Annotated in this window: 20 protein-coding genes and 1 pseudogene; 13 read left to right on the top strand and 8 right to left on the bottom strand. The window is 34.8% G+C overall.

The window, feature by feature from the left end:
- Positions 1–116 precede the first annotated feature (116 nt).
- Together nblS and H6F32_RS05545 are read left to right on the top strand one after the other, a co-directional pair.
- The gene (gene nblS / locus H6F32_RS05550; RefSeq protein ID WP_190368341.1) at positions 117–2,078 is read left to right on the top strand and encodes a two-component system sensor histidine kinase NblS; all 1,962 of its coding nucleotides are present in this window, start codon (positions 117–119) and stop codon (positions 2,076–2,078) included.
- Between the two features lie 219 nt (positions 2,079–2,297).
- Positions 2,298–2,864, top strand: coding sequence for a hypothetical protein (locus tag H6F32_RS05545; RefSeq protein WP_190368340.1), 567 nt, complete (start codon positions 2,298–2,300; stop codon positions 2,862–2,864).
- Between the two features lie 304 nt (positions 2,865–3,168).
- Here H6F32_RS05545 and cysK read toward each other — a convergent pair whose 3' ends face one another.
- Entirely contained in the window at positions 3,169–4,110 is a 942-nt protein-coding gene (gene cysK / locus H6F32_RS05540; protein WP_190368339.1) for a cysteine synthase A, read from the bottom strand.
- A 791-nt stretch (positions 4,111–4,901) separates the two neighbouring features.
- Between cysK and H6F32_RS05535 the strand changes: the two genes are divergently transcribed.
- From H6F32_RS05535 to H6F32_RS05505, 7 genes are all read left to right on the top strand, one after another.
- A complete protein-coding gene (locus H6F32_RS05535) occupies positions 4,902–5,330 on the top strand; it encodes a hypothetical protein (protein WP_242031059.1) in 429 nt (142 codons plus the stop codon).
- A gap of 194 nt (positions 5,331–5,524) precedes the next feature.
- Positions 5,525–5,788, top strand: a complete 264-nt coding sequence (locus H6F32_RS05530) for a hypothetical protein (protein WP_190368338.1) — start codon at positions 5,525–5,527, stop codon at positions 5,786–5,788.
- A 2-nt stretch (positions 5,789–5,790) separates the two neighbouring features.
- Positions 5,791–6,102: a hypothetical protein gene (locus tag H6F32_RS05525; RefSeq protein ID WP_190368337.1), complete on the top strand. Its 312-nt coding sequence runs from the start codon at positions 5,791–5,793 to the stop codon at positions 6,100–6,102.
- Positions 6,103–6,358: 256 nt separating this feature from the next.
- On the top strand, positions 6,359–6,694 hold the full coding sequence (locus H6F32_RS05520; protein WP_190368336.1) for a hypothetical protein: 336 nt from the start codon (positions 6,359–6,361) through the stop codon (positions 6,692–6,694).
- A 27-nt stretch (positions 6,695–6,721) separates the two neighbouring features.
- Positions 6,722–7,720: an LLM class flavin-dependent oxidoreductase gene (locus H6F32_RS05515; protein WP_190368391.1), complete on the top strand. Its 999-nt coding sequence runs from the start codon at positions 6,722–6,724 to the stop codon at positions 7,718–7,720.
- The gene (locus tag H6F32_RS05510) at positions 7,713–8,105 is read left to right on the top strand and encodes a hypothetical protein (RefSeq protein ID WP_190368335.1); all 393 of its coding nucleotides are present in this window, start codon (positions 7,713–7,715) and stop codon (positions 8,103–8,105) included. Before H6F32_RS05515 ends, H6F32_RS05510 begins: the two co-directional genes overlap by 8 nt.
- A 91-nt stretch (positions 8,106–8,196) precedes the next feature.
- Positions 8,197–8,820, top strand: a complete 624-nt coding sequence (locus tag H6F32_RS05505; RefSeq protein ID WP_190368334.1) for a class I SAM-dependent methyltransferase — start codon at positions 8,197–8,199, stop codon at positions 8,818–8,820.
- A 164-nt stretch (positions 8,821–8,984) separates the two neighbouring features.
- Here H6F32_RS05505 and H6F32_RS05500 read toward each other — a convergent pair whose 3' ends face one another.
- Entirely contained in the window at positions 8,985–9,566 is a 582-nt protein-coding gene (locus H6F32_RS05500; protein WP_190368333.1) for an HD domain-containing protein, read from the bottom strand.
- Positions 9,567–9,670: 104 nt separating this feature from the next.
- Positions 9,671–10,633 (bottom strand): hypothetical protein, encoded by a 963-nt coding sequence (locus H6F32_RS05495; protein WP_190368332.1) that lies wholly within the window; start codon positions 10,631–10,633, stop codon positions 9,671–9,673.
- Between the two features lie 450 nt (positions 10,634–11,083).
- On the opposite strand from H6F32_RS05495, the gene H6F32_RS05490 reads away from it, so the two are divergent.
- Positions 11,084–11,962 (top strand): lipopolysaccharide assembly protein LapB, encoded by an 879-nt coding sequence (locus H6F32_RS05490; protein WP_190368331.1) that lies wholly within the window; start codon positions 11,084–11,086, stop codon positions 11,960–11,962.
- 400 nt (positions 11,963–12,362) lie between these two features.
- Here H6F32_RS05490 and H6F32_RS05485 read toward each other — a convergent pair whose 3' ends face one another.
- Positions 12,363–12,980, bottom strand: coding sequence for a TMEM165/GDT1 family protein (locus H6F32_RS05485; protein ID WP_190368330.1), 618 nt, complete (start codon positions 12,978–12,980; stop codon positions 12,363–12,365).
- 516 nt (positions 12,981–13,496) lie between these two features.
- Here H6F32_RS05485 and arsM point away from each other — a divergent pair.
- The 3 genes and pseudogenes from arsM to H6F32_RS20430 all read left to right on the top strand — a co-directional run.
- On the top strand, positions 13,497–14,465 hold the full coding sequence (gene arsM / locus H6F32_RS05480; protein WP_190368329.1) for an arsenosugar biosynthesis arsenite methyltransferase ArsM: 969 nt from the start codon (positions 13,497–13,499) through the stop codon (positions 14,463–14,465).
- Positions 14,466–14,583: 118 nt separating this feature from the next.
- Entirely contained in the window at positions 14,584–15,567 is a 984-nt protein-coding gene (arsS, locus tag H6F32_RS05475) for an arsenosugar biosynthesis radical SAM (seleno)protein ArsS (protein ID WP_190368328.1), read from the top strand.
- Positions 15,568–15,808: 241 nt separating this feature from the next.
- Positions 15,809–15,901: pseudogene (locus H6F32_RS20430) on the top strand (GNAT family N-acetyltransferase); the annotation flags it as partial.
- 64 nt (positions 15,902–15,965) lie between these two features.
- Here H6F32_RS20430 and H6F32_RS05470 read toward each other — a convergent pair.
- The 4 genes from H6F32_RS05470 to aroC all read right to left on the bottom strand — a co-directional run bounded on the left by H6F32_RS05470 (position 15,966) and on the right by aroC (position 23,663).
- Positions 15,966–16,685 carry a hypothetical protein gene (locus tag H6F32_RS05470; protein WP_190368327.1) on the bottom strand — a complete coding sequence of 240 codons (720 nt, stop codon included), beginning with the start codon at positions 16,683–16,685 and terminating at the stop codon, positions 15,966–15,968.
- Positions 16,686–16,949: 264 nt separating this feature from the next.
- On the bottom strand, positions 16,950–19,025 hold the full coding sequence (locus H6F32_RS05465; protein ID WP_190368326.1) for an S-layer homology domain-containing protein: 2,076 nt from the start codon (positions 19,023–19,025) through the stop codon (positions 16,950–16,952).
- A gap of 1,146 nt (positions 19,026–20,171) precedes the next feature.
- Positions 20,172–22,466, bottom strand: coding sequence for a DUF3769 domain-containing protein (locus tag H6F32_RS05460; protein ID WP_190368325.1), 2,295 nt, complete (start codon positions 22,464–22,466; stop codon positions 20,172–20,174).
- A gap of 105 nt (positions 22,467–22,571) precedes the next feature.
- Positions 22,572–23,663, bottom strand: a complete 1,092-nt coding sequence (gene aroC / locus H6F32_RS05455; RefSeq protein ID WP_190368324.1) for a chorismate synthase — start codon at positions 23,661–23,663, stop codon at positions 22,572–22,574.
- Positions 23,664–23,685 lie beyond the last annotated feature (22 nt).

Below are 23,685 nucleotides of genomic sequence, written 5' to 3'. Positions count from 1 at the left end.
ATAAATATAACTGTAAATTCTAATTTCTAGTATATTCCTAGCATATTTGGGCAATTAACTGTTAATTTTGATTTGTTAGGTGAAAAACCACAAACTACTAACAACTGTATTTTAAGATGCTAGTTATTTTCAGAAACTTCCGCGAAGCCTTTGCTTCTAGTACATCTAAAGCCATAACTGCCATTACCACAACTATGGGTAATTGGTGGTCTGAATTTACCTTACAAACCAAACTTTTAGCTGTTGCTACCCTCATGGTTTCCCTTGTGATGAGTGGTTTAACCTTTTGGGCAGTTAATACCATTCAACAAGATGCACGTCTCAATGATACCCGATTTGGACGTGATTTAGGACTGCTATTAGCCGCTAACGTTACTCCTTTAATCGCAGATCATAACTTAACAGCAGTAGCGCAATTTTCCCAACGATTTTACAGCACCACATCCAGCGTGCGTTATTTGTTGTATGCAGATGAAACTGGAAAAATATTTTTTGGTATTCCTTTTTGGGAACCAGAAGTAGAAAATTCTTTAACTATTAAACGTCGTATTCAACTACCAGAAGATTATCCTGCAAATACAGATCAACCATTAGTTAGACAACATAATACACCCGATGGTGCTGTTACTGACGTATTTGTTCCTTTAATAGTAAATAATAAATATATAGGAGTATTAGCAGTTGGTATTAACCCAAACCAAACCGCAGTAATTTCTAGTAATTTAACTCGTGATGTGACAATTGCAGTATTTATTACTATTTGGGTAATGGTAATTTTGGCTGGCGTAATTAATGCTTTAACCATTACAAAACCCATCAAAGAATTATTAGTGGGAGTCAAACAAATAGCCGCCGGAAATTTTAAGCAAAGAATAGATTTACCATTGGGAGGAGAATTAGGAGAATTAATTTTGAGCTTTAATGAAATGGCAGAAAAATTAGAAAGTTATGAAGAACAAAACATAGAGGAATTAACAGCCGAAAAAGCCAAATTAGAAACCTTAGTTTCCACAATTGCCGATGGTGCAGTATTGATTGATAATAATATGCAAGTAGTCTTGGTTAATCCTACAGCTAGGAGAATTTTTGGTTGGGAAGCTACAGAAGTTATTGGTGATAACATCTTGCATAATTTACCCCAAACAGTGCAAATGGAAATTACCAGAACCTTATATGAAATGGCTAATAATGAATGTGAAAGTGCCGAATTTAGAATACCTTTAAACAAACCCAGTGATACCTATGGCGAGCATAGCGATCGCACAGTGAGAATTTTATTAACCACCGTCTTAGACTTACAAAGAGAAAGTATTAAAGGCATCGCTATTACCGTGCAAGATATCACCCGTGAAGTAGAACTAAATGAGGCAAAAAGTCAATTTATTAGCAACATTTCCCATGAATTACGCACACCATTATTTAATATCAAAACCTATATAGAAACCTTACATGATTATGCCGAAGATTTAAGTTTAGAAGAAAGAAAAGACTTTTTGCAAACAGTAAATAACGAAACAGATAGATTAACTCGTTTAGTTAATGATGTGTTAGACTTATCAAAATTAGAATCTGGAAAAACCTACAACTTTGATAAAGTTGACTTATCCCAAGCCATAGAACAAACATTAAGAACCTATCAATTAAACGCTAAAGAAAAAGAAATTGAATTATTGCAAGAATTAACAGCTAATTTACCACTGATTTTAGGCAATTATGATTTATTACTGCAAGTTTTTGGTAACTTAATTGGTAATGCCTTAAAATTCACTCCTGCTGGTGGTAAAGTAGTTATTCGTGCTTATCAATTAAATTCATCTTCACGGCAAGCAGGTAAAGTGAGAATAGAAATTAGTGATACGGGAATTGGTATTGCACCAGAAGATCAAGAAGCCATATTTGATCGTTTTTTCCGAGTAGAAAATAGAGTACATACCTTAGAAGGAACTGGTTTAGGTTTATCAATTGTCAGGAATATTATTGATAGACATCATAGCCAAGTTAATTTAGTGAGTGAAGTGGGTATTGGTACTACATTTTGGTTTGATTTAGAATTATTTGAGGAAGAAGAGAAGAATTGATACTTGATACTTGATAAGTAGAAATCCTATTTACACAGACAAAACCTAGCTACGCAGGTGGTCACTAAAATTACAGTAGTGCAAGCATCTTGCTTGCATCTATTATCCAAATTAAAAGCACAACAGCTTAGTAGCGAATTATATTCGCTGGTAATTAACTTTTTATATTCAGTAACCGATTTTTGGTATAATCATCATATTATTGGAGTAAATAAAATCATGGCTAGGAAAAAATTAGCTGACTTAATTCAAGCAGAAGCGCAAATAGAGACACAAACCCAAGCCCAAAAATATACACCTTCCTCCACTGACTCTGTAATAGAAATTGCAGCAGAACCAGTGAAAGAAACAGCAACAGTGACACAAGATATTACCCAAAGTACCGCAAGTGATTTTATTAGTGTACAAGAATCTCGATTATTAGCAAAAATCAAAGATTTGCAAGATACTATTATTACCTTACAAGAAAAAGGAATGGCATTACAACAACAAGTTAATGATTTACAAATAGCCTTAGCCGAAAAACAAGCATTCACAGAAAAGTTAAATCAAGAATTAGATGAAACTAAAAAAACAGCTTTGCAATTAGCCCATTCTAATTCTAATTTACTGGAAGAAATTGAATTGTTAAAACAACCAACCGCACCACCAGCAATAGTCAAAAAAGATATTTATCATCCAGCACAATCACACTATAAAAAAGATCACCGACAATTACCAGTGATGAAGGAAAAACCAGAATCTAATAAAGAAGACTTTGGTAAAAATACATGGTTGTATGATTAGGTTAACCAGTATCACAGGCATCTTGCCTGTTTTTATACCAGTAATTACGCGGAATATGTATTTCTGATGAAGATATAAATCAAAAGATGTTAATGATAAAACCCTTGTAACACAGGCATCTTGCTGTGTTCATAGTCTGCCTCATGTAGATGGAATCTGCTGTAAAGGTAAAACTAAAATTAATTGTTTCACAAATAAATATTTAATTTCCTGTTCAATAAAATATATCCGTTTGGGGCTACTAATTTCCGCAAATTACTAACCGACAGATCCCCGACTTCTTAAGTCGGGGATCTATATTTTATTAACTCATTAAGTCTTGAAACAAGACGGTACTTAAATAACGTTCACCAAAAGAAGGTTGAATTATGACTATTAATTTACCAGCATTTTCTGGACGTTTACCCACTTCAATTGCAGCACATAAAGCCGCACCAGAAGATATACCAGATAATAGTCCTTCTTCCCTAGCTAATCTTCTACCATAAGCGATCGCATTTTGATCATTAACTAATACTATTTCATCAATTAAATCTGTTTTTAAAACATCAGGAACAAAACCCGCACCTATTCCTTGAATTTTATGAGATCCTGGTTTACCTCCAGAAAGAACAGGACTATTTTCCGGTTCGACTGCAATAATTTTCACATCAGGTTTACGCTGTTTTAAAACTTCTGCCACTCCTGTAATTGTTCCTCCAGTTCCTACACCAGAAATAAAGATATCTATCTTACCTTCTGTATCATGCCAAATTTCTTCAGCAGTGGTTTCTCTGTGAATTTTAGGGTTGGCTGGATTACGGAATTGTTGTAACATAAAAGCATTAGGAGTATTAGCGACAATTTCCTCTGCTTTGTTAATTGCTCCGCGCATTCCTTCAGTTCCAGGTGTTAATTCTAAAATTGCACCATAGGCTTTTAACATTGCCCTTCTTTCTTGACTCATGGTTTCTGGCATAGTTAAGATTAGGCGATAACCTTTAGCAGCAGCCACCATCGCTAAGGCAATACCAGTATTACCCGAAGTTGGTTCTACTAAAATTGTTTTTCCAGGAGAAATTAAACCTTCTTTCTCTGCGGAAATAACCATACTTACACCAATTCTATCTTTAACAGAAGCCGCAGGATTCATACTTTCTAATTTTACCAATATTCTCGCTACTACTCCTTCACTTTGGGGAATTTTATTAAGTTGAATTAAGGGAGTATTTCCAATTAATTCTGTTACATCTTTAGCAATTCTCATTTATTAACCTCAGAAATTTATAAGTATTGATCTTGATTTTATCAGATTTTAGTCAATTAATACTGTAAATTTTCAAAACCTTATATTTGTTATTGATTATATAATTTAATGGTTATTATAAATAAGCAATTAATACAATTTATAACACAAATTAGCTCGCAAGATGCCTAGACTACTATTTATAAAATCCTAATTGTATTTTTGATTATTGAAGGTATTCTCAGTTTATATTTGTCAGGAAATGCTGTAATTTGAGTACAATTTTCACTCAACTTCACTCAATTTTACTCGAAATTAACTCCATGAATTGACCTACAAGTACCTTTAATAAAGATGTTCGATTGTTAGAGAGTTGAGTACAAATTTGCCCGTCCTCCCCCCCCAAAAATGCTAGTCCCCTCCAAGAAAAATACTAGCACCCCCACACCAAATATTTTTTATTTTGCTTATTTCATAAATGTTTGAGGCTTTGAGTAGTTTTTTAATAATTCTAATAATTTTAATTTGGGGTACTTTAATTTTTCTAAAAAAAGCAACTGATATAAAGCATATAGGATTTACGCAGAGATTCCCCTCTACCCCCCGAAGTTCTTGAGATGCAAGTCTCTGGAATTAGGGGGGACTTCTTAACTCTCTATTTCCGTATTCATTCTAACTAAACAGTGAGATTTATTGGAAAAATTTTATGAAAAGTTTTCTAAAAATTTTCTATTTTTCTCAGCAGGTTTTTTCACAAAAAATGTGTCTGAGTCTACTAAAATCATTTTTCTTATGATAATTCTCAGATAATTATGATGAAAATTAAACTTTTAAACGCGCTAACAGTTGGTTTAGTAACTTTAGCATTAATTTCACCATCAATATTAATAATTGGTGTAGTTTTAGGGCAAAGAGAGTTAGTTAAAACACAGAATTTATCCTGTGAATCCCCAAAGATTAATATAGGTTCTCAATCTTTATCTACCACAGGAACATCTTTCAATCTGGAATCTTTTGTATCTCCAGTGAGGAAATCTCAAGATAATTTATTGTATAAGATTCAGCGTTTTTTTAATAAACATAATTTCCTGACAATTATACAATGGTTATTTTTAGGAATACCTATTTTTATTGGTGTGATGATTATTGGTTATGATAGATATTTAATCTATCGTAGTGCAGTTTTAAAATCACAAATTGCTTTGTTAGAAAGAATGTGGCAGCAAAGTATTGAACAATGATTTAGGAATCAGGAGTCACCAAGTCAGAATAAAGAATTTTCACCCTGCACTCAAGAGTCAGCTATGAGTGGTTAGCTAAAATATCATTTTCTGACTTTTTTATTTATTAAAGTTTGATTAATTGGTAACAATTATTTAGACTAATTTTGCTAATTTTGATGAATTTTCACTTACTCACCATAAAGTAAATTACCATGACACAAGAACGCCAAACACAATATTTTAATTTAATTGATGAACTTCTACAATGTCCAAATGGTCAAGAACCAGAAGTTTTGGAAGCACAACCAGAATTAATAGATTCAGGTTTAGTACAAACAATGTTACAAGTTGCGACAATGTTTGCCCATCAAGGAAACCAAGATGGGGCGCAATTTTTATTTTTTGTAGCTAAACAATTAGCTAAACAATTAGGTTTATATCCTGAAATTCCTAGTGAAGTTGCTACTCAGGAGTAATAATGTTATTGACTTCCCATGAAGCAGGACATATAGCTTTAGAATTTCTGTTAGCCGACTGGAATATTGCTGATGAATATCGAGATTGGTTTACTATTATTAATTCTCGATTAATGGGTGAAAGTTGGTATATTGTAGAATTAGGTGTGGAAGGATTTCCTGATCGTTGGTTTATGCAGGTTTATGATACAGGAATGTGTGATCCTAACTATACTTTTATTTCTCCTATTCTTGGTTCCGAAGGATATACTGATTTAAGAACTTTACCTGATATTATTGCTGATGTTTTAGTGGCTGAACGCAATTCTCGCTAAATTTAGATCCCCGACTTATTTAATAAGTCGGGGATCTTCATTAAGCTAATGTGCAGCACTCACTGTATAACTAAAAAACCTAAAATTACTGTAGTGCAAGCATCTTGCTTGCATTTATGATCCAAATTAAAATTACAACAGCTTATTCAATTATCAATTATAAATTTTTTATGAACTTTGTTAGCTTTATTTGACAATTTTGTGTTATGCTAGTTATACCAATTAAAGTTATGGAAGTTACAGAAGTATCAATAAAATGATTACTGAAGACATCCTAGCCCAAGAATTTGTCAGAGTCGTTAATGACTATTATCCCACAATAGGTAATCTATTGTCTGACTGCTATGTGAAAGTGATTACTAGCTTTTGGGGAAGACCAGCAAAACGCTTTCAGTACATTGGAATTTATTGTCAAGATGATAAACTTCCTCATGTACAAGTCCATAAAGAAATATTGCGAGAATTAGCCGAAAATATGGGTTTAATTCAAGTAGTCTTCATCAACACTAAACGATTATTGCGTGATCCTTATTCCACGTTAAAACAGTCTGAACCTCGGTTATGGTTAGAGTTGCAATTAGTGGCAGCTTAATATTTGATTCGTAATATTTTAGGCATGATGAAAACAGGACTTTTTTGCAATTACGAAAATCATCATCAGGATGCCCGTCGCACTATCTTTGAACAAGTTTTATTAGTGAAACACGCTGAAAACTTGGGTTTTGAGGAGGCTTGGATCACTGAACATCATTTTAATGAGTTTCATCTGAGTCCTTCAATTTTATTGTTAATGGCACATTTAGCAGGTGCTACTTCACAAATTAAATTAGGAAGTGCGGCGGTTTTATTACCATTTCATCAGCCTATTTTAGTGGCTGAAGATGTGGCAACTTTGGATAATCTTTGTAGTGGAAGATTGATGTTTGGGGTAGCAAAGGGGGGACCTTTTCCTGATCAAAATAAACATTTTGGTGTGAATATGGATGAATCCCGCACTAGAATGTTAGAAGCGATCGCTTTGATTCAAAAACTATTATATGAAACCGATGTTTCATTTGATGGTAAATATTATCAATGCGAACATTTAACTATTCAACCTCGGCCACTACAAAAACCAATTCCAGTATATATTGCTAGTGGTGATGATCAAGCTATAGAATTTGCTGCTAATAATTCTTTTGGTTTAATGGGGGGTCCACCATTTTCTTTAGAACGATTAAAGAAAACGGTACATAAGTATCAGGAAGTTAATCGTAGTGGTGCGGAAAAATTATTATTAGCACGGTTCTTTTTTGTAGCTAAAACCTACGATGAAGCGGTAAATGAAGCATTACCTTTTATTCGTGATTTTAGTGAGAAAATGAATCATAATTCTAGGTTAGTAATGCAGAAAAGTCCTGAACAATTAACATTTAATCGCCAAAACATCTGTTTTGATGTGGACTATTTAATTGATCATTCCATTATTGGTGATGTCCAAACTTGTCGAGACAAGATCAAAAGATTTCACGATGAATTGAATATTGGTACACTGGTTCTAAAACCATCATCATTGTCATTACAAAAAAATCGAGAAAGTTTATCGCGCTATAATGAAGAGGTGCGAAATTATGTCTAAATTGTCTTTTCTTCCTCCGGATGATTTACCTCCTCAGCAGGTAACAAAGGAAGATAAAATGTTACATCTAGCATTAGAACAGTCAATTGGTAGATGTTTTTATTTAGCGTGGGATGCCTTCGGGGAGCGTGGCTATCGCATTACTCAAATACTACTATCTAATTGTCACTGGTACATAACGCAAAATTCCACGAATTTAATGTTAATTATAGATTGTCCCGATCTAGTGAGTTATTGGCATATAGTAAGTAATATTCCCCAGTTGGGTAATAGGTTAGAAAGATTCAGTAAAAATGCGAAAATTCGCGTTTATCCTCCCTTTGGCAAAGGTTCACCTTTTGAAATTGGAGTACATGAAATTTCAGCCTATCGAGACTGGTTATAATTGATAAATTAGCAAAGATCCCGGACTTCTCAAAGAAGTCCGGGATCTGCAAAAATGCTATAATCAAAGCAAATACAAAATTATACGAACCATGATTAATAATTTTATCAATAATAAAAAAGAACTTTTTGATCGTTGGGCTAATAGCTATGATTGGACTTTTCCCTCTTTTATTTATCAAGCAATTCATAAAATATTGCTGACAAAAGTTGAACTATCACCCCATGCAAATATTTTAGATTTAGGCTGTGGAACAGGAAGATTATTAGATAGATTAGCAAATTATTTTCCCGGAATTACAGCCACAGGTTTAGATTTATCGCCGCAAATGTTACGTATTGCTAGAATAAATAACCGTCATCATCCCCGGTTAATTTATCTAGAAGGTAATGCGGAAAATTTACCATTTGCACAAGGACAATTTGATGCGGTTTTTAATACTATTAGTTTTTTACATTATGCCCATCCAGAACAGGTTTTAAGTGAGGTGAAAAGGGTACTTTCTCCTGGGGGTAGATTTTATTTAGTGGATATTAGTTTTAATAATTCTTCAGGATGCGGAATTAGGTCATATTCTCCCACAGGAGTGAGATTTTATAGTCAAAAAGAAAGGGAAGAAATGGGGAAAAATGTGGGATTAACTTGTTTAGAACATCATCATCTATTGGGTTTTGTGTTATTGACTATTTTTGAAAATAAGTTGCCAGTTAGATGAAGTAGGGTGCATCAGAATCTTAAAATTGGTGATTTTAACCTAAATTATTCTGTCTGATGCACCCTACAAACTACAAAATATCCGAAAATTAATAACTAGCAACTTGGGTTAAATAACCAAATTCAGATCCCCGACTTCTTTAAGAAGTTGGGGATCTTTACTATTTATTTTTCCAGTTCCAATATTACTTGTTCTAATTCTGCTACTAATATAGATGGGAAATTATCAGCTTTGTAAATGTCTAAAAAAGCGCGATAAAACCATAAAGTTCCTGATCTTTGACCACCAAATTTATCCCAAATTACATCTCCTTTTTGTCTTTTATCCATTAAAATAGAGCGGGAATTATGGAGTTTGTCTGCTAAAGCAACACGACGGGAAGAAGTTGAACCAGTGCGAATTTTTTCTAAATAATTTAATTTGCGATCGCGCCAATGTGATTGATGTTTAACAATTTCTTCTGTACAACCATCTATTATTGCTGTGACTCTTTCTCCAAAATATTCTAATATTACTTTTCTAGTTTCTAACCCTCCTTGATCTTCAATAGCATCATGTAATAATGCAGCGATCGCTTCATCTTCATCTCCCTCATCTTCTAATACTAAAGATGACACACTCAATAAATGAGTTGCATAGGGAATATCTCTTTGTTTTCGTACTTGTAAAGAATGTAATTGTATTGCATAAACCACTGCTTTTTCAAATCTTTCTGTTAATTTAGTTGCCACTTTTTCTGCTACCATGATAACGCTAATCTGTCTAATATATATTAATCAGGTTTGCAGGCAAGATGCCTGCACTACGTAATTGCAATTTTGTCAATTGTCAATTGTCAATTGTCAATTACCTATTCCTGTGATTTAGGTTTTTTGATAGGTTTAGGAGTGGGTACTTTAGGTATAGGTTTAGCTGCTATGGTAGAGTCAGCACCTATTCTTTTAGTAGGACGAGGTGTGTCACCGATGCGTCTAGGAGGGAATGGTTTTCTCCCTATACTGCCACTACGAAATCCTGGTCTAAATGAGGGTTTGACTTTTTTAGGCAGGTCAGTGATCGCTTCTGCATGATCAATGATCAAAATATCTGCTTGTCGCTTGACATGAAAATCCCAAAATTTGCCCACTGCTTTTGTGGTTAAGACACCTTTAAGTTTTAACTTGAAGTATTTAGGTTTGTCACCAGCTTTCCGAGGTGCTTGTTTGATTTTCACTACCAAGCTCTTTTCCTCAAAAGACTGATAAACTACTTCACCACGCACTGAAAAACCACCATCAGGAATGGCTGAAGATGGTTTAATCACATCAGACTTTTGGAAGCTCACCTCTGCACTATGGTATTCTAGTCCTTGTTTAGCGAGATTTTCTGGTTCCCACACGCCCACAATTTGCAGATGTAAGGCATCACTTTCTTGTCTTGTACGTGGATAAACTACCCATAAATGTTCTTTGTTTAGGTCTAAATGATTTTTGACTAAACTCATAATGCGACCTAAAAGAACGGAATTAAGTTCTACCCCATCCGTTGTGACTAATGTACCTTGGGTAAATTGTTCACTACTGGCGCGGTAAATACCTCTAATTAGTCCTATAGCTCGATATTGAGTAGGTTCACTAGGAGGTGGAATTGGCTGTTCTCGATTAAGTCCATGTTCACTATTATCAGTTTCATGGTGATTAAGAGAGGATTTATCCAATTTAGAAGATTTATCTACTATTTTAATAACATTAGTAGAAGATTCAATCTTATTAGAGATGGACTCAGGGGTTGCGGAATTGGAACTTTGAGAAGATGGCATCAGGTCGGAATTCATAAAAACTCCTTGCGGCGGAGATATATCCCATAATTGGGATTTAATAAAATCAGGTAATCATAGAAGCAATAACAAAATTATTGCCCCTGGAATTGTCACTGGGACTGATATCAAGTATATTGCTTTTTATCTAGTAACCAGAAACGTTTTTATATTAACAGAAAGACGCAAAATCTCACATTTGGTCAATGTGTAATTTAGCGTCTGTGATCTAGTCATGGTTAAGGCCATGAGCCTATCGCAAGCATAGCATAGCTATAATTGTCAGGAATCTTCCTAAAGTCATCACTTACTTTAGCAGGATAGATATTAATTTGTTATAAAATCCACGGATAAATTACTGTATTCCGTAAACTTTTAGAAAGTTCCGCACAAGATCCCTGATATCTTGAAAGTGATTGGGTTGATAAAAGTTAATAATTAATTAATGATCATAGGTTGGTGCTGCTTGTGTCTAATACAAATAATCGTTTGCTAGTTAGAGTTATATTAATTGTGGCGGTTTTAGGATTTTTGGGTGTTTCTCTCATACCTATTCTTGCTCCTTTAAGTAGTCCTCATTCTTCAGCAACAAATAGTTCTAATAGTGGTGAAAATACCTCCTCTTTTGACCAAAAGTCAAAGATTGAAGATGAAATTCGCGGTTATGAGTCGGTTTTAAAGAAAGAACCGGAAAATCAAACAGCTTTAAAAGGTCTATTACAGTCGCGTTTACAATTATTAAGTCAAAAAAAGCCTGGTGAAGTGAAACCTGCGGATATTCAAGTAGTAATTGAACCACTGGAAAAGTTAGCTAAGTTAAATCCAGAAAATTCAGAATATGCTGTTTTATTAGCTCAAGCTAAGGAACAAATTGGGGATAAGGAAGGTGCAGCGCAAAGTTACCGGGCTGTTTTAGCTACAAAAGCGGGGGATTTAAAGGCGTTACAAGGCATGGTAAAGTTACAATTGAGCCAAAAACGTCCAGAAGCAGCTATTGGCTTGTTACAGGATACTCTAGCGGCTGCTAATCAAGCAAATGCTATTAAACCTGATGCTATTGATGTGGTAGCTGTGCAGATTTTATTAGGTACTGTCTATGGTTTTCAAAATAAAGATAAGGAAGCTATAGCTGTGTATGATGAGGCTATTAAGAAGGATGCTGAAGATTTTAGACCTGTTTTAGCTAAAGCTATGTTTTTTAAGGATCGTGGTAAGGTGGATGAAGCTAAACCTTTATTTGCCAGCGCTGTCGCTTTAGCACCTGCTCAATATAAAGATGAAATTAATAAAGCTGCTGGTGTTGTGTCTAGTCCTGATCCTACTCCTTCTGGATCTCCTTCTCCTTAATTATAGATAAGCTGTTGTGCCTTTAACTTGAATAATTAATACAAGCAAGATGCTTGTGCTACTGTAACTTCAGGTTTTTTAATTATACAGTCAGTGCTGCACATTAGCTTAAAATATGGGTCAGGGCTTAGTCTTGCTTAGGACTTACGCAAGTCAAGTGTCACACTAAAAAATCTGTTGAGTGGGTGCGTCAGATATCAAAAATTTGGTTATTTACATGATCTATACTGTCTGATGTACCCTACTAATGTGCCACTTGCGTGAGTCCTGTTGCTAACTCCTGAATAAATTTAGATGGATAAGCTTACAGTTAATTGTTAAGGTTAATGTTCTTATTATAGTGATATCTTGTGTACTATTAATATGGTGCGTCACGATCTCGCTAACGCACCCTATGATGTTATGATTTTTCTATGGCCGCAACTACACCAAAGATGATAAATAAACATCCCCCTAAAAAGGTGATTTGTTTCTCGGAAATTTTACCTGCAATTAATTTACCACCAATGACGGCGATCGCTGCACAAATTGAATGTCCTAATACTGCTCCTATTGTCACACCAATGGGATCATTACTGGCTGCTAAAGCGATGGTGGCTATTTGTGTGCGATCGCCCCATTCTGCTATAAATGTTAATACAAAAGATTTCAGTAAAACTGACCAAATATTTTTCGGTTTATCTGCACCTAAACCTGCTTTTTCTACTGCTTCCTCTGCCTCTTCTACTACTTCGTGATTATCCGCCGCAGGCATTTTACTAGCATCATAGAGTAATTTTAACCCGAAGGCAATAAATAACACTATTTCCCCATAATGGATGTATTGCTGTGGTAAAAAAGATACTACTTTTCCGAATATTACTGAAAGAATAGTCATTGCTGCTAATGCTGCTATCACACCAGCAAATACTAATTTGCGAGGATGTTGCATGGACAATATTACAGCAATAAAAAACGTTTTATCGCCTAATTCAGAAATTGTGATTAATAGTAAACCTGCGGTAAAAGCTGTTAACATTCTGAGAAACTCCTTAAGGTTTTTTACCCGTGTGGAGCTAGTAGAAAGTTGACAAACTTCACTGAACTCCACACTTGTAAATGTGAAATTTAGTGAAGGTCTCGCTTTCAAATTGCCATTAAATACAAATTAATGATTTATTGATTATTTGCTATCTGAACCAGGTTCATCACCAGTGTGTTGATTCAAATACGCTAACTTTTTCAGTCTGTACAAAAAGGCTGTAATAGTTAGCAGCTACTCCCCTTCGATGTTATCGGTAGCATATCTGATTTTCGGATCAAAGTCAAGTAAGAGTGACGTATATTTTTGTCTTGTTGGGCTAGTTCCAGATATAATTCTCTAAGAAGGCGGGGATCTGAATCTGGTAATACCAAGAATAGCAGATAATAGCATTAAGTATCATTGGGAGAAATTATCAAAAATAGGAATGATTAATCATATATAATTGCCAAATTTACAATTATCTGGTAATATAAATAAACAACTAATTTCACCAGTTACTAATTAGCAAATATGACATATTTAGAAACCGCTGCCGAATTTTATAGTCAAGTAGCCCAAACGCCAGAAATAGGATTATGTTGTGTACAAAGTAGTCCTTTACAATTACCAGAACTAAAAATTCCTTTGGCTATGCAAGAAATGAATTATGGTTGTGGAACTACAGTACATATTCGAGAATTAACCAATCAACCTACAGTAGTTTATGTCGGTGTAGGTGGTGGTTTAGAAGCTTTACAATTCGCCTATTTTTCTCGTCGTCCAGGAGCGATAATAGCAGTTGAACCTGTAGAAGAAATGAGAGAAGCAGCCATGAGAAATTTACAAATTGCAGCTAAAGAAAATCCCTGGTTTGATGTTAGTTTTGTAGAAATTCGTGAAGGAGATGCTTTTAATTTACCCATTGATAATAATGCTGTAGATATAGTTGCCCAAAATTGCCTTTTTAATATTTTTGAACCTGCCGATTTAACCACTGCTTTAAAAGAAGCCTATCGCATTTTAAAACCAGGTGGAAGACTACAAATGAGTGATCCTATCGCCACTCGTTCTATCCCGCAACATTTACAACAAAATGAACATTTACGGGCTTTATGTTTATCTGGTGCATTGACATATCAAGAATATACTCAATTAATTATTGATGCAGGTTTTGGACAAATTGAAATTCGCGCCCGTCGTCCTTATCGTGTCTTAGATAAATACAATTATGAACTGACAGAAAACTTACTTTTAGAAAGTTTAGATTCTGTAGCTTTTAAAGTACCAATTCCTGAAGATGGTGCTTGTATTTTCACTGGTAAAACAGCAATTTATACAGGTGATAAACCTTTTTTTGATGATCATAACGGGCATATTTTACAACGTGGTATTCCCGCAGCAGTTTGTGATAAAACCGCCGCTAAACTGGCAGTTTTTAATCCAGAGGAAATTATTGTTACTGATTCTACTTGGTATTATGATGGTGGTGGTTGTTGTTAGCTTTGCGTGATTTAATTGCTGTATCAGTGGACAGAATTGAACGCAGAAAGACGCAGATAATTTCGTACTTTGTTAGATAGATCTACATCTACTATTATTAACTAGGAATACCAGGAAGATGAACACAATTACACCTTTTGAAAAACAGCTAACTACACCTTTAACAAAACAGTCTGTTGAAGTTTTACAAATTAATTTGGGTAAAATTTGTAATTTGGCTTGTAGTCATTGTCATGTGGAAGCAAGTCCTAAAAGAACTGAAGAATTAAGTCCAGAAGTTTGTGAACAATTAATTACTTTAATTCGTCGTTTTCCAGAAATTAAAACTATTGATTTAACTGGAGGCGCACCAGAGATGAATTATGGTTTTCACAAGTTAATTACAGCAGCTAGAGAAGTGAATAAGGAGGTAATTGTTAGATCAAATTTAACGATTTATTTTGGAGAAGGTTTTGGTCATTTACCAGATTTTTTGGCAGAAAATAAGGTGAGAATTGTGGCTTCTCTTCCTTGTTATTTGGCTGATAATGTTGATAAAATGCGCGGAAATGGGGTTTTTAACCAATCAATTAAGGCTTTACAATGGTTAAATAATCTTGGTTATGGTAAGGATGATCAATTAATATTGGATTTGGTGTATAATCCTCAATTACCAAGTAATGAAAGTTTTAGTCTACCTCCAGCCCAGGAAAGTTTAGAATTAGACTATAAAAGGTTTTTATATCAGCAGTTTCATGTGGTTTTTAATCATTTACTGACGATAACTAATATTCCTGTGGGACGCACTAAGTTATATTTAGAAAGGAAAAATCTCTATTTTAGTTATTTGCAATTTTTAGAAAATAATTTTAATTTAAGTACGGTTGATAATTTAATGTGTCGTCAACAAATTTCTATTGACTATTTAGGTAATATTTATGATTGCGATTTTAATCAAATGATGAATATTCCTGGTAAAAGTAAAGATGGGGAATTTTTAACAGTGGCTAAATTATTGGATTATGGTACTTTAAATATGATCAATGAAGTACAAACTGCTGAATATTGTTATGGTTGTACCGCAGGTTGTGGTTCTAGTTGTGGTGGTGCTTTGCTAGGGTAATAAATTTTACTAAACTTCATATTGTGCAAAAATAATGACTTGCAGCAGTTTCCGTTATTATGAGGTACAGATGTTAATGATAAAGCCCTTGTAACACAGGCATCTTGCCCTGTCAACTGTCAACTCTTGAAAAATTTTCATGAAGTTGCATCAAACATGAAGTATGATTATATCAGTTAAGTCTCCTCACACCACATTTTACTAACCGTGAATGGTTTTTCACGGTTTTTATTTTTTATGATCTATTTTTCTCTATGAAAGTTATGGTTATCTCGCTACAACTGGTGTAGAAACTACTAGATGCGATCGCATTTATGTTAAATATCTAATATAGTAGGAGTCGGGAGTTAGGAGAAAAATTTATAGTAAAAAAATTACACCCTGCACTGAGATAGTATTTAAAAAGCAAACTCTAAATTTTCCATAGTCATGGCTTTAAGTTTAGAAGTAAAAGATTCTATGCGATCGCTCTTTTGCGGTGTAAACTGACCAATAGGTGGATGATTTCCACCTCCTGAATTAACAGGTTGACAGTTAGCTTGATATCTAGGCTGATAAGGTTGATAACTTTGTCTTTGCGGTTGTTTCTCTATTACTGAGTTACTTTCATTACTTACATTCACCACTAATTGATCCTGTGCTGGAATATGATATTGAGTATTATATTTAATATTTTCAATATCCGTAGATGCAATATACGCCTCTGAACCATGATTGCTTATTTGAGCGGGTAATAACCGATTAACGCTATTTTTTTCAATAACCGGAACTTTCTGAGTTACTGGTTTATGCTGTGGTAAAGTAGGTAATACAGCCAAAGATGGTGCGGTGAGTCGTTGGGGAAACTTGCTGCAAATCATCCGTTCAAATTCCATATTAAAATGATAAGTAGCCTCACCCTTGCGTTGCCAAAAGTTGAGAATTTGCTGTACGGAAACTGCCTTATAACGGCCTTGATACAATGCTTCAATTACTGCTAAGTGTAACCAGTTTACAGCATATTCTGACTGCCAGAGTGTAATTAAGTCATGGGGTTTATATCCACCCAGATCAAAACTGTAGTGGGTTATTAATTGCAAGGCTAATTCTGCAGGAGGTTTTAGGGGTATTGTTGACATGGGTTTTCAGTTCATTGGCAATAGGTATAAAATGTTCACCCATCGCATCTAACCTAAGTCTGGTAAGTTACAGGAGTAAATTCCTGTGTCACCACAAATTTTGAGGTAGTGTTTTCCATTGTACAGGTTAATTGCTGATCTGCAATTATATTACAAAAATTTAGTAGGACTTACACAACAGGGAACAACAGTAGGGGTAATTCATGAATTTCCCTTAGGGCAGAATCAGGGTTTAAGTGACATATTATATTGGGTAAGTCCTATTTAGGACACAATATAAGGTGAATCAACAGCTTTCGTGCGTTGAGTGACTACTAATGCTTGATATACCATAGCTGCGACTTCAGCGCGAGTGGCTTCGCGGTTGGGTTCTAGTAATTTTGGATCTGGATAATTGACGATGATTTTTTGGCTGGTAGCTATGTTAACAGCACTGCGGGCATATTCGGGAATTTTATCCTGATCTACGTAAGTAAATTTACTGGGATGATCGCTAGTCAAACCTAAACCATTGACTAGGGAAACGATGACTTGGAGACGTTGGACGTTTTGAGATGGGCGGAAGGTGCGATCGCTAAAACCACTGACGAAACCTCCCCGTGCTGCAACGTCAATAGCTTTAGCAGCCCAAAAATCCTGGGGGACATCGGTAAATTGTACTGCTTCACGTTTTGCAGGAGGATTGAATGCCGCAGCGATTAATGCAGTATACTGGGCGCGGTTCATAGTTTGATCTGGTTTATATGTTCCATCATCAAAACCTTTAGTAAGATTGATACTTACTAAACTAAGAATAAAAGTTTCTGCCCAATGTCCTAACAAATCATAAAAGCTATTGGTTTCCATCTCAGGTTTGACTATATAAGGAGAAGAAATACCAGGTTCTTGTCCAGTAGCTACCAATGCTTGATAAATTAAAGCAGCTATTTCTGCACGAGTAATTTCTCGCATGGGTTCTAACTGATCTATTTGCGGATAATTGACTACAATTAGTTTTTCAGTAGCTATGGCTGTGGCTGTAGTCGCATAACTGGGAATTTGAGCGCGATCGCTATATACCGTTAACACATTGCTATGACTACCAGTTAAACCCAAACCATTGACAATAGATACCAAAGCCTGAATTTTCGTGAGATTATTTCCTGGACGGAATGTACCATCAGGAAAACCTCTTAAAAACCCATTACTTGCTGCACTACTAATAGCTTTAGCAGCCCAGAAATCAGATTTAATATCTTTAAATTCATTGATTTGGTTACTTTCTGGAAGTTGAAAAGTTTTATTAATTAATGCTGCATATTGGGCGCGAGTTATAGGTGTAGCAGGTTGAAATGTACCATCAGGAAACCCACTAATAAATCCTTTCTTAGACATAGATTCTACAAAAGCAGCAGCCCAATGTCCATCTAAATCAGAAAAGCTAGTACTAACGCCTAGTTGAATAGGAGTATCCGTAGTAGCAGCCATAAAATCAACAAAACCCAGCACTTGAGGAGGATTTAATTGATTACCGACAGAAATAATTGTTTGTGCGGTAATATTGTGTAAATCAAAACTTCCTTGTTCTCGAAAAACATTATCCGCAGGATCTTCGGGTTGCCCAAGGTCAGGTAAAGCATTACCATTAATTAACAGTCCACCTTGACTATTATTAGTAATCAGATTTTGACGTAATACAGGTTTAGCATCACGAGATAGAGCGATCGCTGTTTTATTATTAGATATTCTATTATTAGCCACCAAAGGAGCAGCATTATCACTAATAGCTATTCCTAAACCATTATTAGTAAATTCATTCCTGAGAATATCACCTTTACTATTTCTAGCTATCACTAAACCACTAACTTGGTTATTGATAAACACATTATCCATAATTCCCGGTTTAGCATTACCCGTCATAAATAAACCCTCCCGCAGACAATTTTGGAAGGTACAATTGGCTACCGTCGGTACAGCAGATTCAATCCATACACCTGTGCCCTTAGCTGTAGAATTAATTACAGTTACACCTAAGAGACTAGCATCACCCAGTAATAAGAGGGTAATATTTTGTTTACCAAAACTTGGACTTTGATATTCTCCACTTCCAGAAATGATAATATCCTTACCCTTATTTGCTTCATTACCTACTAATAAAGCACCTACAGGAATAATTAGGGGAAATAATTCTCCATTAGCACTGTTATAATTTCCCGCTCCTAATTGAATAATAACTGGTATTTTAGCATCTTTTAAAGCGTGAGTGATAGTTTTAAATGGAAATGATCTTGTACCAGTATTATTATCGTTACCAGTGAGAGGATTAATATAAACTGTAGGAACAAAGGTAGAATTGACCATAGGAACTTTTAAGTTAATTGTTTAAGTAGGGAGTAGCGAGTGGGGAGTAGGGAGAACATTCTTTATTCTGACTCCTAACATCAGCCAAGGAATCAGTTCCCTGTCCAAAAGGTCTGTTAAAATTGTCTAATTTTACTAACTCCCAACTCCCAATTTTGCACCCTTGTGTCAGCTATTATGTTATACTCTATTTCACGAAAATCCCTATAATTACCGTATTTACAATTTGTTACATTAGCTATGATGGAACAAGCTATATTTGAGATTTTCTTAATTTTTTTGCGGACCGAAATAGTTGACTTTTAGCGCGAGATCAGATATTGTTTAAGAATGATATTTTTATAATGGAAATCTTTACCAAAAATTTTTATCGCAAATATTCCATTATATTTAATATGGTTATAATACCACAGCGATCGCCCCTAAAACCCCAAAATTAAGGGCGCGAGTTTTTAAAAAACTTATATAAAATTATTAAACTTATAATTTAGACTTATCATTTATATTGATCAATGAAGATTTTTTCTGGTTAATATTTCTCATGTTTGGCAATAACACCAGATGAAAATATTAAAAGTTGATATTTGAGATTTTCTTAATTTTTTTGCGGACCGAAATAGTTGACTTTTAGCGCGAGATCAGATATTGTTTAAGAATGATATTTTTATAATGGAAATCTGTACTGAAAATTTTTGTTGCAAATATTCCATTATATTTAATATGGTTATAATACCACAGCGATCGCCCCTAAAACCCCAAAATTAAGGGCGCGAGTTTTTAAAAAACTTATATAAAATTATTAAACTTATAATTTAGACTTATCATTTATATTGATCAATGAAGATTTTTTCTGGTTAATATTTCTCATGTTTGGCAATAACACCAGATGAAAATATTAAAAGTTGATATTTGAGATTTTCTTAATTTTTTTGCGGACCGAAATAGTTGACTTTTAGCGCGAGATCAGATATTGTTTAAGAATGATATTTTTATAATGGAAATCTTTACCAAAAATTTTTGTTGCAAATGTTCCATTATATTTAATATGGTTATAATACCACAGCGATCGCCCCCAAAACCCCAAAATTAAGGGCGCGAGTTTTTAAAAAACTTATATAAAATCATTTAAACTATAATTTAAAATTATTAGTTATCCTGAGTAACTCCACGAAGGACAGGTTTAAATATGCCATCAGAAAAAGGATCTGTACCACCTAACCAATTAAAATCACTAATGCGGATATTAAAACTACCCAATTCTAAGACAGGATTATAACGTAAAACGATACCATAGGTGCGACGACTATATTCTAAAATATAATCAGTGCTGGTTTCCTTACCTGTATCAAGATTAATAGAGGTTTGTAACCCTAACTTAACTGGACCATAAAGTTGTTGAGAAAAACCAAAACTTAAAACTTTATTATCAACAAACCTATCAAATAGAAATGGAGATAAACCTGTATTAGTAGTTTGAGAATAACTGATATTAAAAGCAGTGTAGTCTAAATAGGAACGGGAGAAATTACCAAATTGTCCATTTAAACCAATAGTAGCAGTTAAAGTAGACTGATTATCACCACTACTATAATAACTGGCTGTACCAGTAATGCCAGCGATCGCTTGTAAATTAGGTAGTAAAGAGTTAGGAGAATATTTTAAACCTTGTTGGGATGTAGATGGTAAAGATTTTCCTTGCCATAAATTGATAGCACTGCTTAAAGCTACACTACCTTGTAAACGACTTAAAAAAACCCGATCATTTTCTCTAACTGGATTGAGAAGACTAGCGCGATCTGTGTTAGCATTAATTAGCTGTCCTCCAACCTGATAACTGACATTAACACCACTGCTACCCAAAGGAATAATTGGAGAAGTGACAACAGCGCCCAAGCTACTTTGTACAGTTTGATAACCTAGACTACCATTATACAACAAATCGCGGTAACTTGATTCGAGATTGAGAGTGTAGGGGTTGATATCTCCTAGAAATTGACGTAAGCGCAAATTTCCGCGAAAACGATTTTCCACCTGATTAAAATCAAAAGTGGTTAATTCGCCGCGCCCCTGTAAAATAGTTTTGGGACTAAAAGCCATATTTAATTTAGCATTGACACCAAAAAAATCGGCAAAATGCCCCTTACCTTGTAGTGCTTTCTGTACATATAATTGCGGTGTGATGACTAAGGTTTTATTATCATCATTAAGAGTCTCAAAACTACGCTGTAGATATATACCTCCACGCTCACCATTATCGTATCCCACAGAGGCAAGCGGGTCAAATTGACCTTGACGACGATCTATTTTACGATTATTAATAGGGATAGGAATAACCACTTTTTGATCAAAAACCAACTTTTGTCCTTGGGTTGTTACCCGATCAATTAGTGGTGCTTCCCGCGTTACATTGACTTTTTTAGCCCTTATTTCCAGTTCTGGGGGTGAAAAAGGGTCATTGGTAATTCTCACGTCTTCTGCTTGAAAACCACCAGGATAAAAGTTCACTTTATTTGCTTCAAAACGTATGCGTTTAATTTTTCCTCCTGATGGTGTACTAGGAATATTACTTGCGCCTGATTGTCCTGCTACACCAAATTGAATACCGCCTGGACTGGTAACATTAGATAAAGGTTGATTTTGACGATTATTTTGTTGAGGGGGGGTAGTAGGAATACCACCAGCGCTAACATCTGTAGGTAAGGTAGGAGAGAAAGCAAAATCTGTACCAGTGGTAGGTAAGAATAATTCTCCTTTACCGTTTTGCAATTGGCCACTATCTTGGATAAAATCATAAGTAAAGCGTTGACCCTGCAATAATTGATTACCTCTGGTTAATGATACATTACCTTCGCCCACGGCAATGAGATTATCTAAATTTATTTGTAAGCGATCGGCATCAATTATTGCACCATCAAATCTTACCACAACACGACCTTCTGCTATTACTATACGTCTAACCTGATCATATTCTTGACGGTCTGCTACTACTTCTACTATCCTTTGTCGAGAGATAGATGTATTATCAGAAGTAGGTTTTGGCATTATTTCTACTGGTGGTTGGATGAGTTTAGGAATAGATTCTTGATTTTTGCTATCACGCGGTTTAAATTCAATAATGTTTTGAATATTGGGAATATTAGGAGTATTTTGATTTTTATTAGTTTGGGAAATGGTTTGTTTTCCTACGGATAGCTGTAATTTGCCTTCTGAATTTTTCCATTGGAGATTATTTTCTGTTTCTTTGAAAGAAGAAAATTCACAGAAAAAAGTTTCTGGAGGATAACATAAAGATGAGTTATTATGACTATTATTCTTGATCTTGTTAGCATGATCAACTATCTGATTGTCAGAAGGATCTGAAACTTGAGTATCAACAAGATGATCAGGTGGCAAAACTGCTATATTGGGGGGAGGAACAGATGGTAAAAGATAATAAAGCATATTTTTATCAACTCCAGTATAGGTAATAACAGGTAAGATATCATTTTCACAAGATGTCTAATGCAAGCAAGATGCTTGCACTACATAAATAGCAAAGTTTAGAATCTATGACAATACTTTACACTGTCCATGATGCCTTAACAGATGATCGCACAAAACTAAAGCTACCATGGCATCAACCATCGGTACTGCGCGGGGTAAAACACAAGGATCATGTCTACCTTTTCCAGCTAAAACGGTTTCTTCTCCTGCTTGTGTTACCGTTTTTTGTTCCTTTCTAATAGTAGCTGTAGGTTTAAAAGCTACCCTGAAAATGATATTTTCTCCATTAGAAATTCCTCCTTGAATACCTCCAGAACGGTTAGTTACTGTTCTAATGTCGCCATTTTCAGCGATATAAAATTCGTCATTGTGTTCAAAACCTGTTAATAAAGTTCCCTGAAAACCTGAACCAATTTCAAAACCTTTACTTGCAGGAAGTGACATTACCGCTTTTGCCAAGTCTGCTTCTAACTTGTCGAAAACCGGTTCTCCCAAACCTTTAGGAACGTTCCTCACGACACATTCAACCACACCACCAATAGAGTTACCATCTCTACCAGTTTTTTCAATTAATTCAATCATTTTATCAGCAATTTCGCCATTGGGACAACGGACAATATTACTTTCTACATCCGCTAAAGTGACGGTATTTGTATCAACAATTGCCTCTAAATCTTTGATACTTTTAACATAGGCAATAATTTCCACATTAGCAATTTGACGCAGAATTTTTTTAGCGATCGCACCAGCAGCAACTCTACCTATGGTCTCACGTGCTGACGATCTTCCTCCACCTTGCCAATTTCTGAAACCATATTTAGCATCATAGGTAGCATCTGCATGGGAAGGGCGATATTTTTGCGCCATTTCATCATAGTCTTGAGAACGAGTATCTTTATTTCTCACTAAAATAGAGATAGGAGTTCCTAATGTTTTCCCCTCAAATACTCCAGATAAAATTTCACAACTATCTGCTTCTTTACGAGGTGTGGTAATTTTGCTTTGTCCTGGTTTTCTTCTATCTAATTCAAATTGAATTTCTTCAGCAGAAATTTCTAATTGCGGAGGACAACCATCAATAATTACTCCCACTCCTCCACCGTGAGATTCACCAAAAGTTGTAATACGGAAAAGATGACCAAATCTGTTACCCATAATCTTGAAAGATTGAAAAAAG

The organism is Anabaena sp. FACHB-1237, assembly GCF_014696225.1.
In the GTDB taxonomy this organism is placed as follows: Bacteria; Cyanobacteriota; Cyanobacteriia; order Cyanobacteriales; family Nostocaceae; genus FACHB-1237.
The sequence above is the reverse complement of the archived record's forward strand: the minus strand, read 5'-3'. Positions and strand labels throughout refer to the sequence as shown.

Excerpts from the sequence above, each read along its gene's own strand:
- H6F32_RS05515 (WP_190368391.1), top strand. The coding sequence starts at position 6,722 with ATGAAAACAGGACTTTTTTGCAATTACGAAAATCATCATCAGGATGCC.
- H6F32_RS05505 (WP_190368334.1), top strand. The coding sequence starts at position 8,197 with ATGATTAATAATTTTATCAATAATAAAAAAGAACTTTTTGATCGTTGG.
- cysK (WP_190368339.1), bottom strand. The coding sequence starts at position 4,110 with ATGAGAATTGCTAAAGATGTAACAGAATTAATTGGAAATACTCCCTTA.
- H6F32_RS05460 (WP_190368325.1), bottom strand. The coding sequence starts at position 22,466 with ATGCTTTATTATCTTTTACCATCTGTTCCTCCCCCCAATATAGCAGTT.
- H6F32_RS05530 (WP_190368338.1), top strand. The coding sequence starts at position 5,525 with ATGACACAAGAACGCCAAACACAATATTTTAATTTAATTGATGAACTT.
- arsS (WP_190368328.1), top strand. The coding sequence starts at position 14,584 with ATGAACACAATTACACCTTTTGAAAAACAGCTAACTACACCTTTAACA.
- H6F32_RS05525 (WP_190368337.1), top strand. The coding sequence starts at position 5,791 with ATGTTATTGACTTCCCATGAAGCAGGACATATAGCTTTAGAATTTCTG.
- H6F32_RS05500 (WP_190368333.1), bottom strand. The coding sequence starts at position 9,566 with ATGGTAGCAGAAAAAGTGGCAACTAAATTAACAGAAAGATTTGAAAAA.
- arsM (WP_190368329.1), top strand. The coding sequence starts at position 13,497 with ATGACATATTTAGAAACCGCTGCCGAATTTTATAGTCAAGTAGCCCAA.
- H6F32_RS05495 (WP_190368332.1), bottom strand. The coding sequence starts at position 10,633 with ATGAATTCCGACCTGATGCCATCTTCTCAAAGTTCCAATTCCGCAACC.
- H6F32_RS05470 (WP_190368327.1), bottom strand. The coding sequence starts at position 16,685 with ATGTCAACAATACCCCTAAAACCTCCTGCAGAATTAGCCTTGCAATTA.
- aroC (WP_190368324.1), bottom strand. The coding sequence starts at position 23,663 with ATGGGTAACAGATTTGGTCATCTTTTCCGTATTACAACTTTTGGTGAA.
- nblS (WP_190368341.1), top strand. The coding sequence starts at position 117 with ATGCTAGTTATTTTCAGAAACTTCCGCGAAGCCTTTGCTTCTAGTACA.
- H6F32_RS05535 (WP_242031059.1), top strand. The coding sequence starts at position 4,902 with ATGATGAAAATTAAACTTTTAAACGCGCTAACAGTTGGTTTAGTAACT.
- H6F32_RS05510 (WP_190368335.1), top strand. The coding sequence starts at position 7,713 with ATGTCTAAATTGTCTTTTCTTCCTCCGGATGATTTACCTCCTCAGCAG.
- H6F32_RS05485 (WP_190368330.1), bottom strand. The coding sequence starts at position 12,980 with ATGTTAACAGCTTTTACCGCAGGTTTACTATTAATCACAATTTCTGAA.
- H6F32_RS05545 (WP_190368340.1), top strand. The coding sequence starts at position 2,298 with ATGGCTAGGAAAAAATTAGCTGACTTAATTCAAGCAGAAGCGCAAATA.
- H6F32_RS05520 (WP_190368336.1), top strand. The coding sequence starts at position 6,359 with ATGATTACTGAAGACATCCTAGCCCAAGAATTTGTCAGAGTCGTTAAT.
- H6F32_RS05465 (WP_190368326.1), bottom strand. The coding sequence starts at position 19,025 with ATGGTCAATTCTACCTTTGTTCCTACAGTTTATATTAATCCTCTCACT.